Source organism: Methylomonas lenta, assembly GCF_001644015.1.
Classification (GTDB): domain Bacteria; phylum Pseudomonadota; class Gammaproteobacteria; order Methylococcales; family Methylomonadaceae; genus Methylomonas; species Methylomonas lenta.
The window spans coordinates 23075-39762 of record NZ_LUUI01000162.1 but is presented as its reverse complement, the minus strand read 5'-3'; the positions used below and the strand labels follow the sequence as shown (position 1 = coordinate 39762).

Here is a 16688-nt window from a genome sequence, read left to right as displayed (position 1 = left end):
TCTTGAAACTGCGCTACTATTCGACAATTAACTCACTGTCGAACATTCGCATTTCAGATGACAAAGTTGGAACTGATGGGTGTGCTTGTCTCCAAGCAATCGACCCTGCTGCAAGTAGACGTAGAGCTTGCTGTAAAGAATATCATTGATGTTTTGATCACCCCTAAAGAATTGAAATTCGCGGATTTGGTGGTTTTTCAAAATGATCACAGTTTACCACTCTCCTTTGCGGCCAAAATGGTCGAGAGCAGACTGGCAAAAGGCTGCCCCGGTCTGGCGTATCGATTGTAAAACTTCGTCCCTAGATAGGTCTTCTGTGTTGCGGGCCGAGGAGATGACAGTATCGCATTCGTTGCCATCCATGAATAAAGCGGCGTCAAGTATTTTGGGCTGATCGTCTTCGGGAATGACCAGGAAGCTGTGTTTGTCGGCATGGCCTAGCCTAATAAGCTTGATTTGGCCGAATTACAGCTGCTTTGGTTCGTAATTTGATGCAGTATAGATTTGGTAGACAGAATCGCCCATATTGACAAATAAGCCTATTGTCTTCAGTTGTGGTGCCAGTTGCTGTAGTTGCGGTATAGCCGGAGAAAGCGTTTCAAGTGCCGATATTAATACTTTCGCGGTTTTGATGGCCGGCTCTACTATGCCCGTTCGCTTTTTATCAGACCATGAGTCAAATGCATCAGAAATACCAACAACAAGCTGAATGCTATTAACGGATCCTTGTAGCCCAGGATATTGGTTTTTAATAAGTGAACCGCTGGTGTTCATAAGGGATTTGTAGGCATCCCTCATTTTCTTTTGTTTGTCCTCTGAGTGTGTTTTAACAAAATCGGTCAAAGGTGCGGTAAATAGCTGCTGATTATCTCCAAACACAAAAAGAGATGATTCTGGTTGATTCATTAAGCTAATTACATCAGGTGTCCAAGCAATATCTTGTGTTTTATCGTCAGCCAGACTTTTTAATGAGTGGGCAATTTCTGCGCGGATTGGGGAGATCATTAATTTCACTGTAAAAACTCCCTCATGTTTTGACGTAATACTAAAGTATTCAACTGCGCCTAAGGCAGTATAGACGATTGCTCAAGCGCAGGGCTAACAGTAAGTTAAACGTTCTTATCGTTACGACTAGACTGTCGGTGGCTTGGCAGCCTTCCTTTTATCTAGCGTCTTTCTTGCGTATTTCAATTTGGAGGATCGTAAGGATTGATCCTGAAATGGCGAAAGAAATACTACGTTTTTCACCTTTCGCCAGGCGGCATATTAACTTCATTGGCAAGTATGAATTTTAGAGTTGGTAACATATTGTTAATATTCAATAGGTTATCGAGAAGCTTGTTGGCGAATTTGAAAACGATATTTCGGCTACAAGCCACTAATACCAAGGACTCCAGGGGGGTCGTTGAACAAACCGTTCTTTTGGTAAAATAACCCATCTAGAGATCGTGAATGGGGCTAACAATAGTCGCTGTTCCTGCATTTGTTTTTACAATTGTCTGGGTACCGGGTATCCGCATCCCAATCTTTGTACCTTTTTTAGTTACTTTGTGACGGAATTTTTTAGTCGCCGGGTCTTGAAAGACTTCGTGTTGAACGTCGAAACCTGAATTGGGTACTGGTTTATCGTTCGCCCCACAACGAGCACACCGGAAAATATGCATTTGTATCTTGTCCGCAGTGCCTCTAGGTCCTGCTGATGGACGTGGTTCGGCATGCGTATCGACCATAGACAAACCCTTCGGTGGAATGACAGGCGTGTAACCACTGGGATTTTCAGGGGCGTCCTTAAACGGCGGCATGTTACGGTTGAAGGTTTCGATAAGTTCCGATACCTCAACCTGATCCAGGTCGGAAAAAGTTTTGCTGTCTGAATCCATAGTCACCTTCACTCTCATGCCGACTTTGTCTATTTGCTCAACAACACCATTAACATCTCTAACGAAAGTCGCTTTGACATCGATAGGGTGAGCGCAGACGCTGAAACCTTCGGAAGTTGCTTTTACATCCTGACCATTGAGTTTGGCTTGTATTTGCAGATGACCTCCTTTTTTAGGCATAGTCTGAGTCCCGCCTGTGACGATGACTGTTGACGATCTCATGATGCGTGCCGGAGAAATGGTAGCGGTACCGTTGATAGTGCTACCGTTGACGATACTCAATTCCATAAAGTCATCGCCTGTTAGGGGTGGATCGATGGTAACCTCAACGGCATAGGTTTTCGTGGGCGGGACGCTGGGAGGCAATTCAATCGGTAAATTCACTCCCGTTGGCGTATAAGGATTGTTACGGATAATCGATCGAATGGATGTTACTGGAACATTAGTCGCATTGGTGGTCGCAGTCAGAGCCTTTGATCTAACATCAGAGGTGGTTTGAAGGCTTACAGCAAACATTAGCCGACCGATCATAACGGTCGGATCGACACGAGACTGCATTTCCTTGTCAAGTGCAGTCATGGTCATAATGCCAACGATGTTATCAGCCTGAGTCTGATACTTGCGGTTGATAATGTTTCGCTTCTGTTTGAATCGCAGCACCGCCGCAGCGGTTTTAGGTCCATAGGAACCGTCGGCAACCAAGTCCGCCTTATCGAGAATCATTAAAGCGCGCTGAATTCTGGCAACATGCTCTCCCTTGGTGCCGGGGACGATGTGAGCCGCATCTGAAACTGCAGCGGCTTCTAATAATGGATCGCCAGCGAAAGCTTTCGACTTTAGACTCATTAAGGATCTCCCTTTGTTCAGAACCGGCGTTATAAAAAAGAGCCTCTGGCGTCATCAGGATATCCACTAAAACAGAAACTTAGATTACTGGCCGCCGTGCAATTGTGGTTATATCATGCGCCTTTGTCAAACCTTGTTATGACGGGTTATTTAACCAGAAGAACGGTTTGTCCAACGCCCCCTGAAGTCCTTGGTATTAGAGGCTTGTGGCCGAAGCCAAGGTTGGCACTCGGCCACAATGCATAGAACCAAACTATGAATAGAAGTAATTTTCTACCAAAGAACTACCAGGGGTTATTGGGGGGGACTTTATACATAGTTTTAATGTCTGAAGGGACAGCAATTTGATCATTACTGGCTACTATTATTCATCACCGATGATATACAGAAATGAAAATCATATACTGATCAATAATTTATGGTGTAGTAGAGTATTTTCCGGTAGATATACGGTTAACTATCTAATTCTTTATTAGACTATCAAGATATGAACCCATCCGATATTGGTAAGGCTTATAATAAAATTATCCATCTTTGGGAAAGTGAAGGTTTCAATAGAGAAAATGGTATTGATCAGCACAAGCGAGCGATAGCTTTTGTAAAGAATAGAGGCAAAGCACTTGATGTTGGTTGTGGCTGTACTGGACGATTTATCGATCTTCTCTTAGAGGAAGGTTTTTCTCCTGAGGGCATTGATGTTTCGGAGGCAATGATCACCCTGGCCCGAAAAAGACACCCTGAGATAAATTTTCATCAACAAGATATATGTGAATGGGAAATTCCTGAGAAGTATGACCTTATAACGGCTTGGGATAGCATTTGGCATATACCTCTTGTTCAGCAAAAGAAGGTATTAGCAAAGCTAGTTTCTAGTCTCAACACAAATGGAGTATTAATATTCTCTTTTGGCGGAATAGATGAAGAAGGTGATCATAAAGACGATTTCATGGGGCCAGAGATGTATTATTCAACATTAGGTATCAATGGATTTTTAAAGTTATTTATTGGCTTGGACTGTGCTTGCAGGCATCTTGAATATGATCAATATCCAGAATTACACACATACCTTATTGTTCAAAAAGCCTAACAAAGCCATCAATTTGACCGCCTTACACTGCGCTTCAGTCGGCAAATTATGGCTGCGTTAGGCGTCATATAGGGGACTCGTCGAATGCCACAGACTTCCTTTACTCTCGATTCGCGAAGTCCGCTTCGCACTTCTGCGGTCGCCCAAGGACCTTCATGCTAGCGGTTACAGTAATCGTAGTGTGGATCGTCACGGGGCTGCAAACTTTGGATACAGCGACACATGGCAACTCGTGATAAACACAGGAACTACCATCATTACGTTTTTGATGGTCTTTCTGATCCAGAACACGCAAAACAGAGACACAGAAGCAATTCAAATCAAGCTCGACGAATTGATCAGATCAACGAAAGGGGCGCACAACGCCCTTCTGGATTTGGAAGAACTAGAAGAAGAATCATTGGACGGTTTTCGCGGCAAATACCAAGCCCTCGCTGAGGATGCTCGAAATGCGCAGGATGGGGACACAAAAGATACCGGCTCCCCTGAGCCGTAATGTTGCCCCAGATGACGCCCAACCAACCGGACAGGAAATTGTCGCAGAACCTCGTTAAGTTGAGGGGCGGGGCGCGCCAATTTTTGGCGCGTCCCTCTCGAATGCCCGGTTGGGCTTCTTATGCTCCAGACCACAAATCCTGAGCCTTCGCGTAGGCAGCATGCCCGACTTTTTCGCCGAGATCCAGGCCAACCACATTGCCTTCGTAGAAGTGGATGCCGCCGTATAAACGAGATTCACCAGCTTCGCGCGCGGCAGAGGTAAAGGTTGGCCAATGCAGCACCATGTCGGTAACGGGTTCAGTGGGGTCCGCCTTAAGCGGTACATCCTGCGAATAGAAGAAACCAAAATGGTCACTGTCGGTAAAAAGCTTCAACACGGTGGCGGCAGCCATGGAAAAGCCGCTATGGCCCGATGTGAATTCCGAAAAGGGCGGCGTCGGGAACGTCGCCACCTGGAAAGGCTTCCAAGATTCCCCGAGGATTTCCTGCGTGCCTTTGCCTGCGCCACCCCAGCCGAGAATGCGCTTGCCGCGGAACAAATGGCGAATCGCGGTGATCGGACGTACGTAATCGAAGTGGCGCTTGGCGTCCCAGGTGGCGATACTGGCGTCAAAAATGGCGTTGGCTAGCGCGAAGTAGAGTTTGACGCTTTCGTTCAGATCAAGGCCGTCGCGTTCCGCCACATAGGCGGCGAATTCGGTCCAGTGGCCTGGCGGCAGTTCGGAATTGGGGCCGTCTGCCCAGTATTCGGCGATGACTTTCTGCTCGGGTGTCAGATGCACCTGAATGTCCATCACATGCCTGGCCTGGTCGAGATAGCCCTGGCTGAGCGGCGATTGCGGCGGCGTGGTGGGGCGAAACTGATTGCCACTGGTCAGCGCGAAGGGCTTTACGTTGCCCCAGTGCGGACAGATGAATTTCGGCGTCTTGGCCTCGTGGCCGGCATTCAGATAGGTGAGTGCTTGCCAGCGTCCCGGATAGTCAATCGCATCTGGCGCGGAGGGGAGCAGTACCGCCATCGACTTGTTGACAGGCGCGTAGCCGGAGGTGTCCGCGTACAGCCCCGCCTGATTGGAATTGTCGGCATGGCGGAAAGCCAGCACATCGTCGGCCGCCTGGTTGCCGACGTCGACCGGGGTCGGCGTCGGGCCGCCAATCAAAATCCCCTCCTTACCCAGTTGCTTGGTTATCAGTGATTCGTAGGTAGCCTTGAATACCGGATCGTAGATGGTGGGCGGGAACTGGTCGATCAATGCCCGATATGCGGCCTGACTGACGGCTTTGCGCCGGTTGGAATCAGTCTGCTGGTTAGCGGGTTTCCTCGGCGTCGTTCTATGCACAGGTTTGGCGATGCTATCGTAAGCGGACCAGGCATCGTAGATTGCTGTGTAAACGATACCAATCGAACGCGCCACCTGTGGCGGTCCGCCGCGCTCACGCTCGGGACTGCTAAAAGGGAGTTTACCGACAGCGCGTATCGCCTCCAGCATGATGTTGTTCCATTCCACGATCAGATTCATTTTACTTCTCCTTTTCTTACGTTAAGCAGCAATGAATTGCTGCGGGAAGTCGAACACGGGGTGTGACGGACGAAAAGCCTAACAAGTAATTTGATAGTTTCCATATATCTTCCCTGATGGATTCATTCTAGGCAATAGATTGAGTAATTACCCTCTGAACGCTAACTATATAACTTGCCGTATAGGCTTATATACGGTTTCTTTTTGTCTAACGAAAGTCTGTTACTTGCCACTAACCAGCCTATCGAACAATTTATGGATATGGCAGCCAGGGGCGGGGTAACGAGCCAAATCCCATTACTCCAACCCAATCGGCTATGACTACCATGCCAGTCACACCTCCAAATGGTATCCTATTGGTATTAAAGGTCAACCAACATTGAATATGTCTTCAGACGAACTCAAAAGCAAAGCCATTAAAACAGACACACTCGCCGCCAATGACAGCACTGCGTTTATCGAAAAAATAAGGCCGGATAGCGGTATATCCGAACCTGTTTATAAACAGCTATTACGCAGCATCACCGATATGATTGAATCTGGCGAAATTAGTAACGGCTTTAGTCTGCCTTCCGAACGCGCTTTGGCCGAAGCGCTTGATCTAAGCCGCACCACTATTCGGCGTTGCTATGAAGAGCTGCGCGCCCAGGATCATATCAATACTCACGGTCGCTCTGGCGTGACAGTCAAAGCGCCGCCATCCGGAATTAACCCGGAGATGGGCAGGCTTAAAGGATTCACCGAAGAAATGCGTGAACTTGGCATTACCCCATCCACTCAACTTCTAGAACAAAAGACTGTTACCGATCGCACCATTGCGTCGTTGTTCAATCGCCCAACTAGCGCAAAATTTTTGCGTTTAGTGCGTGTAAGGTTGGGCGATGGCAGTCCTTTATCGCGTGAAGTCGCCTGGTATGATCTGACACTTGCACCAGCATTAGCCGAATGGGATGTTGTCGGCTCTGCCTATCAATTTCTTGAACAGCAATGCGGAATTAAGTTAATTACCGCCGAGCAAAGCATCGAAGCAGTATTGAGTAACGATGAAGAGGCGGTTGTGTTTGGCTTTTCAGAACCTGGCCCTTGCCTGCTTTTAAAGCGTAAAACGTATGCTGTCAGTGGGCAAATGGTTGAATATGTTGAGGGCACTTTCCGAGGCGACGCCTATACCTATCGCGTCAATCTGAAGATGGTGCAAAGTTAATCCTAGTCGCCGCTGGTATGTTTTTGGCCTGCACGAATAAAGACACTTCAGCCAATGTTGGCAGATTTTGCAATACACCTTGCTTAGCCGCCACCAATGCACCACAGGCGCATGCCAATTTTAGTGTTTCATCAAGCTCAAAACCCTGCAGCAAACCTAGTACTAAACCCGCGCTAAAGGCATCCCCCGCCCCCGTTCCATCCATTGCAGAAATTGACCAAGTGGGCTGATAAATCACAGTTCCCGGCGTCAACGCCACGCAGCCCAGCTCGCCCAGCGTTACAACCAATAAATCACCTTGCCAATCGAGTTGTGTTACCCAGAGGGGTAAGTAATTCAGCCATTGTTCAGGCAGTAAATCGCCGGTATCTGTTTGTCCAAATAACAAAGCTGCTTCTGTTTCATTAACAACCAGAATATCGGTTAGAGCCAATAGCGTTGGCGTTGGTAATCGCCAAGGTGAAGGATTCAACAGGGTACGAGTAGATTGGCCTCGAGCCCAGCGAAATGCGCATACAATCGCCGCTTCCGGAATTTCGAATTGCCCATAAACCATTTCTACCTTTGGCAAAGCCGCAACAACTTTCTCCACGTGTTCTGGCCTTAACAGTGCATTGGCTCCTGGATACACCGCCAGAAAGTTCTCACCATTCGGGGCGACAAAACCCACGCCAAAGCCTGATTGTTCGCCAATTTTAAGGGCCCAGCGGCTATGCAATCCCTCATCCTGCAGTAGCTGTAATATCGCATCCGCGACAACGTCGGTACCCAACGGCAGTAGCGTTTCCACTTTGATACCTAAGCGATGTGCGCCCAGCGCTACATTCAAGCCTTTGCCGCCATGTTCCGACCACATACTATTTGAGTGCAGAGATTCTCCAGGTAAAGGTAACCGATCCACCTGTAAGCAGTGAGCATGCACGTAACTGGACAGCACTAAAATGGACACCCTATCTCCAAATCTATAAAACCAAACAAACTTTATCGGACGAACAAAACGCGAAAATTGACACTTTTGCTTTCATGCTGGTATCTTTATGGTTACTTTTAAACACCCAAAAACCAAAGTGCTTCCTATGAAATTTTACCGCATACTTTTTTTATATTTGTTGATTTTTGGTTATTCGCCGATGAGTGCGGCTTATACCACTTATGCACAAGCGCAGGCTGTAGGACTTGACTCTCAATTCTTTCAGGCAGGCAGCAAAATAGATCAAAACACAGATGCCAACTCGTTCACTTCAGATTCGTTCATTTATCAAACCCTGGACTCGTCAACGCCTTCCGGCTGGAGTCGTCGGCTACAGGCATTGGGCACGGCATCTGCTGGCCCGGGCGTATTGAAAGCCAGTGCTAGTGCCGGTGCATTTATTGACGCTCCCGCAGGTATTTTCTCGACATCCGGGCTTGCAGAAGCGGGTTTTACCGATAGCTTCACTATTCGAGGCGCTGGTACAGGACCATTTACCGATCTAACAGTCCATTATCAAGTTTCCGGTGGACTTGGAGGAAAAGCCTTCGCTGAGGGTGGGCTATTTCTTAATCAGGGTGGGCTTTTCCTTGATAGGGATCAATTCATCAGTTTTACAGAAGCACCAAATGAACTGCGCAATTTTAACTGTTTAGGTAGCACATGTTCAGGCACGCTGACACTTCATCAGGTTGCTGTTGATTCAACCTTCTTTATCAAAGCGTATTTAAAAGTTTACGCGGCGGCTTTTGAAAAAAATAATCTTGGCAACAGTTCATCCGCTGATTACAGCAACACAGGGAGAATTTTTCTGAGCCTTTCTGATCCTAATTATCAACTGGTGACCAACAGCGGTTTTAATTATTCGCCGGTACCATTACCTGCTTCATTTTGGCTGTTTGGCAGCGGTCTACTAGTCATGTTAACCCGCCTTGGCATTAAAAAATAGCCATAAAGCGGGAGCGTTTCTTGCGTACGATTTTGGCTAAACTGAAAGGCAGGTAAGCATTTTATGGCTCCCAGCCAAACGGCAGTGGCAGCTTATTGGCCGATTGCGAGGGATCACTTGGAATGTTAGAGTTGCATTTCTTTTAACTTACGTGGTCAGTTGGTGATGAATATTAAATTTGTTTTGTCTGTCTTTGTAGTGTTTGGTTGGATTGGTATAGCCCCAGTTTCTCAAGCGGAGCTAGTTTATAAATTTACAGGGCATATAACGCAGATCGAGTCCGATAGTGCTGGATTACTTGCGGCAGCGGGATTAAGTATTGGAAGCGACATTCACTACGCTTTTTCAGTCGACTTTAACCGTCAGGCCGTGATTACGCACTATGACGGAAGTGTTGAGGAGCTAGAGGATCTTCCTCGTCCGGGAGAGCAAGGTAACATCTACGCGGATTTGTTTTATGCAGATTTCTTAGAAGGTGTTTTCATAAAGGACCCGGTTGCTTCAAACATGCAATGGCCAAACGGCGCCTTAAAGAACGATGGCGGTATTTACTCAACAGCTCCATCATTTTCATCCGGCTCTTTCTTTCACGATGGCGGTTACTACTCAATGTCAGTGTTTAGAGACAACCACCCTGAATTTTGGAATGTTGGCGATCAAGTAAACGTTTTTAGTGGTGCAAATGTTCTTGACGGTCGCTTTTCGGGATTTCGCGGTGTAGTTACCCTAGATCAAATCTCTCAAGTTCCTTTACCTTCTCTCGCTTGGTTGTTTGGGGTGTTTATTATGGTTATTTTTAAAAGAGAGAGGGGCTATTTGAGGCAACGTGCTGGGATATAACCGTTCCAAGATCAACAGGTCTTGCAACCAAGCATACATGGCTAAACTGACAGACAGGTATTTCGTTAACTGCTGTCACTGAGAGTCAAAATGCATTTGTCCGCAACTGGCCGCTATGGATAGTGGCCGAATCGAGCCAAAGAGGACGCAAGGTTGATTGCCAGAAAGCTGCCATTCGATGAACTTAGGGATGGAAAATTTCGCCAGCATCCTCAGTGGCCGGTATCGGCGTATGTTGACGGTGTGGCTGGATATTCAGTCAGAACTGAGCGTAAAGCGCGTTATCAATCATTGGCTGGGTGTGCTTGATGACATCGAAATGCATACAAAGACACTATTGGGCATCCTTACCGAGTAAGTGAATATTGAAGAGTCCTGACGTGGTTGCTAACCATAATTCTGGACAGCCAGTAATGGATTGCAATTACGTGGCGCTTTTTGCAGCTATGTGCACACTACCCCATATAGCCAACCAGCATGTACGGAAAACTCCATAGGAAATGTTTCCGCACAGTGTAAAGGGTCAGATTAAATCCGACAATAGTTTCCGTACATTATTTGAGGTGGCGAGAGGGGCTGATCAGATATTTTTTGACGGTTTATCAGCTTACCGGAAGACCATACGAAAAACACATGTTTTCCGTTACCTCAAAGATTGGCTTCGACTGCCTCCCCCAGTTTTGCATGCACGCCTAATTGTTGAGAGGGTCTGCCCCTTGGGTATAATTCGCCAACCGAACGATTTTTCCGTAGTTTGAAACATGAACAGCTACATTACGAAACATTCAAAACCCAGGATGCAGCGAAACTGAGCGTGATCGATTATTTGGCTTTCTACAATGGCAAACGATCACATTCAACATTGGGTTATCAATCCCCGCTCGAATTCGAGCGGGGATATTTTAAAAACGCTGCCTGAATAAGTGTCCGGTTTTTGTTGACCAGTACACATTGGCGATGACGACCAATTACTAGCCACTGCCATTGCTATGTTTAACAGTTTGCTGGTGACGTTTGAGAAAGGAGCACTACCGCAATGACTAAACCTGAACAGCAATCATCTGATAACGGCTTGACCCGACCTGATCAGGTGAGCTTTTGGGCTGCATTTGGCTTCTGGTTAAAACTTGGTTTTGTGAGCTTCGGTGGCCCGGCTGGACAAATCGCCATCATGCATCAGGAGTTGGTGGAAAAGCGCCGCTGGCTGTCCGAAAAGCGATTTTTACATGCGCTGAATTACTGCATGTTACTGCCAGGACCAGAAGCACAGCAGTTAGCCACCTACATTGGCTGGTTGATGCACCGCGGTAGGGGGGGCGTCGTTGCAGGTGTCTTGTTTGTGTTGCCGTCATTGTTAATTCTGATTGGCTTGGGCTTCATCTACATGGCCTACGGTCATCTCACAGGGATTGCAGGCGTACTGTACGGCATTAAACCTGCGGTGACGGCCATTGTTATCTTTGCCGCGTATCGCATTGGCTCACGAGCGCTAAAGAATTGGCTGCTGTGGACGATGTCGGCACTCGCTTTTCTGGCGATTTTTTTATTCGACACCCCTTTTCCTTTGATAGTGCTGATGGCGGCCATCTTGGGTGCCATCGGCGGCAAAGTAGTGCCGCAGAAATTTGCGACCAGCGGCGGACATGGTTCGGGCAAGCAAAGCTACGGTCCTGCATTGATTGACGACGATACACCCACACCAGGCCACGCCTTATTCAGTTGGTGGTGTTTGATAAAAGTGACCCTGGCTGGCACGACTCTCTGGGGTGGAGCGATAGGTTTTCTCTGCGCCCGCTATGGTTGGGATGGCGCATTGACCCAGATGGGCTGGTTTTTCACCAAAGCAGCGCTGCTCACTTTTGGCGGCGCCTATGCGGTATTGCCCTATGTGTATCAAGGCGCGGTTGAACATTTTCATTGGTTAACGCCGCAGCAAATGATCGACGGCTTGGCTTTGGGCGAAACCACGCCCGGGCCTCTGATTATGGTAGTCACCTTCGTCGGCTTCGTCGCCGGCTGGGCCAAGGAAGTATTCGGCCCGGAACACCTGTTTCTAGCGGGTGCTATTGCGGCCACGATAGTGACTTACTTTACCTTCCTGCCCAGTTTCCTGTTCATCCTGGCGGGCGGTCCATTGGTGGAATCAACCCACGGCAATCTTAAATTCACCGCACCGCTGACCGGGATTACCGCCGCCGTGGTCGGGGTGATTCTCAATCTGGCTGTGTTTTTCGCCGGGCATGTGTTCTGGCCGCAGGGTTTTACGGGAGCATTTGATGCGATTTCAGTCCTTATCAGTCTGTGCGCCTTTTTGGCATTGATTCGTTACAAAGTCGGCGTTATCACGGTCATCGCAACCTGTGGTGGCACCGGTCTTTTCATTAGCTTCATCAAAATCTGGCTTATCCAGCAAGGAGTTGTTATATGAATACCCGCCAGGGCAAGTCGTTTCCGCAGTTGCAACGCTTGCCTGTTTCGGAATACTGTTTGCCTTTTCCTGAAGTCGTTTAAAAACGGTCTGTCTTTTGGCTCTTCCGCCCTTCGCTCCATCATGTTTCCATGATTTCCTCGCTACTACGGCTTCTGATGACGTCTCCCAAACTCTCATTCGGGAGATCTCCTCGGGTAAGGTGCTAAAACTTTCTGCCCCTGCCGCCAAGCTCTACCTGATGCGTCTTTCGGTAACGGTTGGATTTCGTGTTCCCTAGCATACTCATCGCCCACACCCGGTCTCACTGCTTGTTCGTGTTCCTGCGGTCGTGCTTTTGCTACGCGCTTCTTTCAGATTAGCCTCGCGGTTTCCACCCTTGCGTTTCGCTACGGTTGTCGATACTACTTCCGGTTATCTCCTTTCAGATAACAAGTTTTAGCCCATGCCAGGCACACTAGGTCGGGTTAGGCACTGGCCGTAACCCGACCTTTTAAATATCCTACGGTTAAGCTTTTCGACGAGAAACGCCTAGCAATCCGAATAAAGCCGAGCCGAACAGCCAAACCGCACCCGGCACAGGCACAGCGGCAACTCTATACAGGGATGTAGTTTCGCTGACTTCGTTGGCAACCGCTAGAAAGCTGCCTTCCGCGTTAGAGAAGAAACTCAGACCTTCAGGACCAACATTACCCCCGGTAAAAATCGTATCCAGGAATTTGATATCGTTTAGATCGGTCAAGTCCCAAGTCATGACGGCGTTGGAGCGCTCCAGACCCAAAAACAGGATGTCGCGACCGTTCACGTTGCCGACCACCGCCGTTTCCGGTTCCGGGCCCTTATTGTCACTGCGGCCGTCGTCCAGAAGCGCAGGATACAAGGTCGAGATGATTTGTTCCAATTGGTCGCCGGAATCGAACACTTGATTGCCGGCGGCATCCAGAATCGAGAACGAGCGACCACCGAACAGGTGAATTTCGTCTAGATCGCCGTCGCCATCCAGGTCGCCGCTGGTGGAAACTGTCAACCTGCTCAGTTTGTCGTTATTCGTCTGCCAGTCGCTCCCGTGCGCGAGGCTCATGGCGTCGTTCAAAACGGCATCGATAACCGCATTACCTACGCGCACTTCTTCTTCGCCACCCGGCCAGTCATCTCGTGAGTCGCCTTCATTGGCGGTAATGTAATATTGATCGCCATTTTTATTGAAGCTGGCGATGCCGTCCGGCATATACATACCCATGACATTCCAGTTTTGAATGTTGCCAGGTAGCGCGGCATTGCCGGCGCCATCTCGGTCGGATGCATCGAAACCATTGCCCGGCAGGCTATGGTCTTTAAAGCCTAACGCTTTAATATCGGTGACGGTGGCTGAGGCGATGTCAATGATGGCAACCGAGTTGGCTTCCTGCAGGGTGGCCATGGCTTTGGTGCCGTCAGCGCTCACTGCGATGTATTCCGGTTCCAGATCTTGCGCCACACTGGCATTGGGGCCGGTTAGCCGCACGCCGGCTGTTTTAAGCGCAGCAGCTTGGCTGTTGAAAGCATCGAAACTGGCGGTTTGTACGGCATAAGTATTGGTGTCGATGATGCTGACCGAACCGACTGGATCGCCGCTGGGGCCAACTAAATAGCTGCTAGGTTCGCCTTCATTGGCGACCAGCAACTTGTTGCCGTTTGGAGTAAAGGTTACAGCATCCGGGTTGGCGCCTACTGTGACATCCTGCAATACACTGTAATTGCCGGCGTCGTAAAAACGGACCAAACCAGGATCGGTTTTTGTTGGTGCGGTGATCGCTACAGCGGCTTGGCCGTTTTTCACAGCCACGCTGTTAATACCACCTAACGAGCTGGTGTCGAAGCTTTGCAAAAGATTGCCGCCCATATCCAGTATATCTATGCCCCCTAAACCAAGGTTGGCTTCGTTAGCGTCAGTACCAACCACCCAAATCCGATTGTTGAGGGCGTCATAAGATACGATTTCCGAGCCCATGGCGTTCGAGCCATTGGCGGCGGTGTGGTTAAAAGTCCACTCCAGATTCCAGTTAAAAGCGCTAGCGGCATTAGCTGAACCCGATACCAGAGCAGCAGCGATGGCGGCTGCGATGTGTGTGCGTTTCATGTGTACATTCCCGAGAAATTCATTGATGAAGTCTGTGTGGCGAGCCTCTTGCAATGAGAAGTCCATCACACAAAGCAGCATAATAAGAACGATTTGTTACAAATTGGTGACTATGAATCAATAGATGGTTGTTATGAACCAAGTCATAAGATTTGAAGGATTTAGTTTAACCAAGATGGCACTTTTGGCAGCTATGAGGTAACTACCCCTAAACGACGACTGTTAAAAGCCAGGGCATGCAACTCAATCAGCAAATCGTCTTCCTATTTAATGGCGGCGACACCTTGCGCAGCCTGCAGCTCTATCTCAACCCAGAAGTCGAACACCTGCTGGATTGGTTCCATGTCACGATGCGTTTGATCGTACTTAATCAGATCGCCAAAGGCTTGCCAATGAAATTCGACGATGAAGATCGACAGTACGAATTGAGAGAACCCACATTGAAAGTGCTCGACAGCATCAAGTGGTATCTCTGGCACGGCAAACCTACGAAGCACTCCAGCACCTGGATACCCTGGAGATGGACTTAGACGCCACTGTTGAGGAAAATAAAGACGCGACGACACGCAAACTGTTGCGAGCGGTTGTAGAATTCCACACGCACATTGCCGCTTGAAAGATAATACCTGATGAGCCGTTACAGATAAGTGCCCCCTCCGCAGGAGGGGGGCTATGAGTTATTTCAAATCCATACAGTTAGCATAGTAGGTTACAGTTGCTGCCCAGTCTGAGAAAATACCTCGTATTCCCACTTGTTTAGCCAAGACATCCAGTATTTCCATGGTATCGCCATCGGTTTCGATCCCATCGGTAACGGATTGGTAATAATAGCCGCCGCCGTCTTTCAACAAACCTGAACGCTCCAGCGTCCATGTAATAATATCGAGACCGGCCGCTTTTACAGCTTTTGCATATTCGGAGGGAACCATTTTGTTATTGGGATCCAACGTTACCAAAGTCCACATGGGCGGCGCGATTATTTTTACGCCTTCTGCAGCCAATGACGGCAGTCGTGAAATGGCCGCCGGCAAGTCGGCAGGGACGTTTAAATCTTCTAGATAAACCGCTTGTTTGCCAAATTTTGGTTCGTGGGCAATCCAGTAACGAACATCTTCGATATTAAAGGATTGAGCATAGACATCCTTGGCTTTCACGCCTGCCATTTTGTATTCATCGATCATTTTTTGCGCGTAGGCTTCTTGAGTAAACCCATCAAAAGGCATCGTCACACTCGGAGATTTTAATTCCGGCGTCATTTTGACGCCTAGTTTCTTAAACAAATCGATGCTGTCTTTGTGTGTCATCAATTTCCCATTACCGGCATAGGTATCGGTTCGGAAGTTGGGGGTGGCGTTCATAAATTCAGCCAGTGTTTTGGCATTACGGTTGCCGGCGTCCATTTTACCTTTCAGCGTTTTGAACTCAGCCAGCGTGATGTCACTGGTACAGCATTTTGCGTTCTTATAGGGTGTCGCACTGGACATATCTGGCGGTACAGAGCAATTTCCTGCTAAGTCCGTTTCCAGGATATTTGTCGTTGTTTCCAGATCGCACTGGGAATGGCGGCAAACTAACTCTTTATCTTTGGTAAAGGTTACATCGCATTCCACAATACCGGCACCCATCCGAGCGGCGGCTTCATAAGACTGTTGGGTATGCTCTGGAAATTGTAAGGCCGCTCCACGATGACCGATCGAAAAATCGGTTTTGTAGAATGGCCCATCCGAACATTGTTGCAATGTTTCTTTCAGGTCGCTTTCTTGCATATCTTCAACCAAGAAAAAGGGTCTTGGACCCAGTTGAACGTTGACATCCGAATGAGATCGATCTGTGTGGTCATCGTGTTTTTTGTCGGCCCAGGATACGGCAAACGGTGAAAATGTAGTTGCTACAAACGCAACGGTAAGCAAGCTTTTGATTAAACCCATGTTGGTCTCCAATGATCGTTGTAATTATGAATATAAAGTGCATCCTTGCAGCCTTAAACCTACAGGGTTTTTATGTCAATTCGATGTCGAATGAGTGACCAAAATATTAAAAATACAACATTGAAGATAAACTAGAAACAAGCAAAATATAGCTTGCCATCAATCTAACGTAAAAAATGATTCATTGGAGCCTGATATTTCTAATAGAACCTGACTTGGGAGCAATTCCAACCACTCCCCAATCCAATTCGACCTTTAAACCGATACCTCTATCCCCCAGATCAGCCACAGCGGTCAATCACGCAGAAACACAATGCCTGCACTTCAGCCTTACCGGATATTCAATGGTAAGTTTCATGAAACTGTAACTTTACCGGTATAGCGTACCGAAAGCTTCGCGAAAAATAGCTACTCTGCCG

General features: G+C 48.1%; 17 protein-coding genes. 11 read left to right on the top strand and 6 right to left on the bottom strand.

All coding sequences use genetic code 11. The features are described 5' to 3' along the window. Nucleotides 1-57: 57 nt before the first annotated feature. Nucleotides 58-291, top strand: a complete 234-nt coding sequence (locus A1359_RS20780) for an HU family DNA-binding protein (protein WP_066987977.1) — start codon at nucleotides 58-60, stop codon at nucleotides 289-291. Nucleotides 292-465: 174 nt separating this feature from the next. Here A1359_RS20780 and A1359_RS20775 read toward each other — a convergent pair whose 3' ends face one another. Both A1359_RS20775 and A1359_RS20765 read right to left on the bottom strand, forming a co-directional pair. Next, nucleotides 466-1014, bottom strand: a complete 549-nt coding sequence (locus tag A1359_RS20775) for a hypothetical protein (protein ID WP_157200617.1) — start codon at nucleotides 1012-1014, stop codon at nucleotides 466-468. A 425-nt stretch (nucleotides 1015-1439) separates the two neighbouring features. Then, nucleotides 1440-2726, bottom strand: coding sequence for a peptidoglycan-binding domain-containing protein (locus tag A1359_RS20765; RefSeq protein ID WP_066987971.1), 1287 nt, complete (start codon nucleotides 2724-2726; stop codon nucleotides 1440-1442). A 487-nt stretch (nucleotides 2727-3213) separates the two neighbouring features. Here A1359_RS20765 and A1359_RS20760 point away from each other — a divergent pair, with 487 nt between their 5' ends. From A1359_RS20760 to A1359_RS20755, 3 genes are all read left to right on the top strand, one after another. Beyond that, nucleotides 3214-3813 carry a class I SAM-dependent methyltransferase gene (locus tag A1359_RS20760; RefSeq protein WP_066987967.1) on the top strand — a complete coding sequence of 200 codons (600 nt, stop codon included), beginning with the start codon at nucleotides 3214-3216 and terminating at the stop codon, nucleotides 3811-3813. 68 nt (nucleotides 3814-3881) lie between these two features. Then, complete coding sequence (locus tag A1359_RS23760; protein WP_408606569.1) at nucleotides 3882-4049, top strand: low affinity iron permease family protein; 168 nt, start codon at nucleotides 3882-3884, stop codon at nucleotides 4047-4049. After that, a complete protein-coding gene (locus tag A1359_RS20755; RefSeq protein WP_232322428.1) occupies nucleotides 3995-4309 on the top strand; it encodes a low affinity iron permease family protein in 315 nt (104 codons plus the stop codon). The genes A1359_RS23760 and A1359_RS20755 overlap by 55 nt, the downstream gene beginning before the upstream one ends. Before the next feature lie 118 nt (nucleotides 4310-4427). On the opposite strand, the gene A1359_RS20750 is transcribed toward A1359_RS20755, so the two are convergent. Continuing rightward, entirely contained in the window at nucleotides 4428-5831 is a 1404-nt protein-coding gene (locus tag A1359_RS20750) for a vanadium-dependent haloperoxidase (RefSeq protein WP_066987965.1), read from the bottom strand. 385 nt (nucleotides 5832-6216) lie between these two features. Between A1359_RS20750 and A1359_RS20745 the strand changes: the two genes are divergently transcribed. Further along, the gene (locus A1359_RS20745; protein ID WP_083960749.1) at nucleotides 6217-7035 is read left to right on the top strand and encodes a GntR family transcriptional regulator; all 819 of its coding nucleotides are present in this window, start codon (nucleotides 6217-6219) and stop codon (nucleotides 7033-7035) included. Here the strand turns inward: A1359_RS20745 and A1359_RS20740 are convergent. Beyond that, the gene (locus A1359_RS20740; protein WP_269747951.1) at nucleotides 7010-7936 is read right to left on the bottom strand and encodes a PfkB family carbohydrate kinase; all 927 of its coding nucleotides are present in this window, start codon (nucleotides 7934-7936) and stop codon (nucleotides 7010-7012) included. The two genes, A1359_RS20745 and A1359_RS20740, sit on opposite strands and share 26 nt — an antisense overlap. 175 nt (nucleotides 7937-8111) lie before the next feature. Between A1359_RS20740 and A1359_RS20735 the strand changes: the two genes are divergently transcribed. The 5 genes from A1359_RS20735 (at nucleotide 8112) to chrA (ending at nucleotide 12222) form a co-directional block, all read left to right on the top strand. Then, the gene (locus A1359_RS20735; protein ID WP_157200616.1) at nucleotides 8112-8954 is read left to right on the top strand and encodes a hypothetical protein; all 843 of its coding nucleotides are present in this window, start codon (nucleotides 8112-8114) and stop codon (nucleotides 8952-8954) included. A 165-nt stretch (nucleotides 8955-9119) separates the two neighbouring features. Next, nucleotides 9120-9794, top strand: coding sequence for a hypothetical protein (locus tag A1359_RS20730; protein ID WP_066987957.1), 675 nt, complete (start codon nucleotides 9120-9122; stop codon nucleotides 9792-9794). A gap of 178 nt (nucleotides 9795-9972) precedes the next feature. Then, nucleotides 9973-10152: a hypothetical protein gene (locus A1359_RS20725; protein WP_066987955.1), complete on the top strand. Its 180-nt coding sequence runs from the start codon at nucleotides 9973-9975 to the stop codon at nucleotides 10150-10152. A 351-nt stretch (nucleotides 10153-10503) separates the two neighbouring features. Then, nucleotides 10504-10713 carry an IS3 family transposase gene (locus A1359_RS23755; RefSeq protein WP_083960748.1) on the top strand — a complete coding sequence of 70 codons (210 nt, stop codon included), beginning with the start codon at nucleotides 10504-10506 and terminating at the stop codon, nucleotides 10711-10713. 117 nt (nucleotides 10714-10830) lie between these two features. Next, nucleotides 10831-12222, top strand: coding sequence for a chromate efflux transporter (gene chrA, locus A1359_RS20715; RefSeq protein ID WP_066987951.1), 1392 nt, complete (start codon nucleotides 10831-10833; stop codon nucleotides 12220-12222). A gap of 508 nt (nucleotides 12223-12730) precedes the next feature. Here the strand turns inward: chrA and A1359_RS20710 are convergent. Then, entirely contained in the window at nucleotides 12731-14341 is a 1611-nt protein-coding gene (locus A1359_RS20710) for a choice-of-anchor I family protein (RefSeq protein WP_066987949.1), read from the bottom strand. 236 nt (nucleotides 14342-14577) lie between these two features. Here A1359_RS20710 and A1359_RS20705 point away from each other — a divergent pair, with 236 nt between their 5' ends. Next, entirely contained in the window at nucleotides 14578-14871 is a 294-nt protein-coding gene (locus A1359_RS20705) for a hypothetical protein (RefSeq protein ID WP_066987947.1), read from the top strand. Nucleotides 14872-15018: 147 nt separating this feature from the next. Here the strand turns inward: A1359_RS20705 and A1359_RS20700 are convergent, their stop codons facing one another. Beyond that, the gene (locus A1359_RS20700; RefSeq protein WP_066987945.1) at nucleotides 15019-16269 is read right to left on the bottom strand and encodes a glycerophosphodiester phosphodiesterase family protein; all 1251 of its coding nucleotides are present in this window, start codon (nucleotides 16267-16269) and stop codon (nucleotides 15019-15021) included. Nucleotides 16270-16688: the final 419 nt, after the last annotated feature.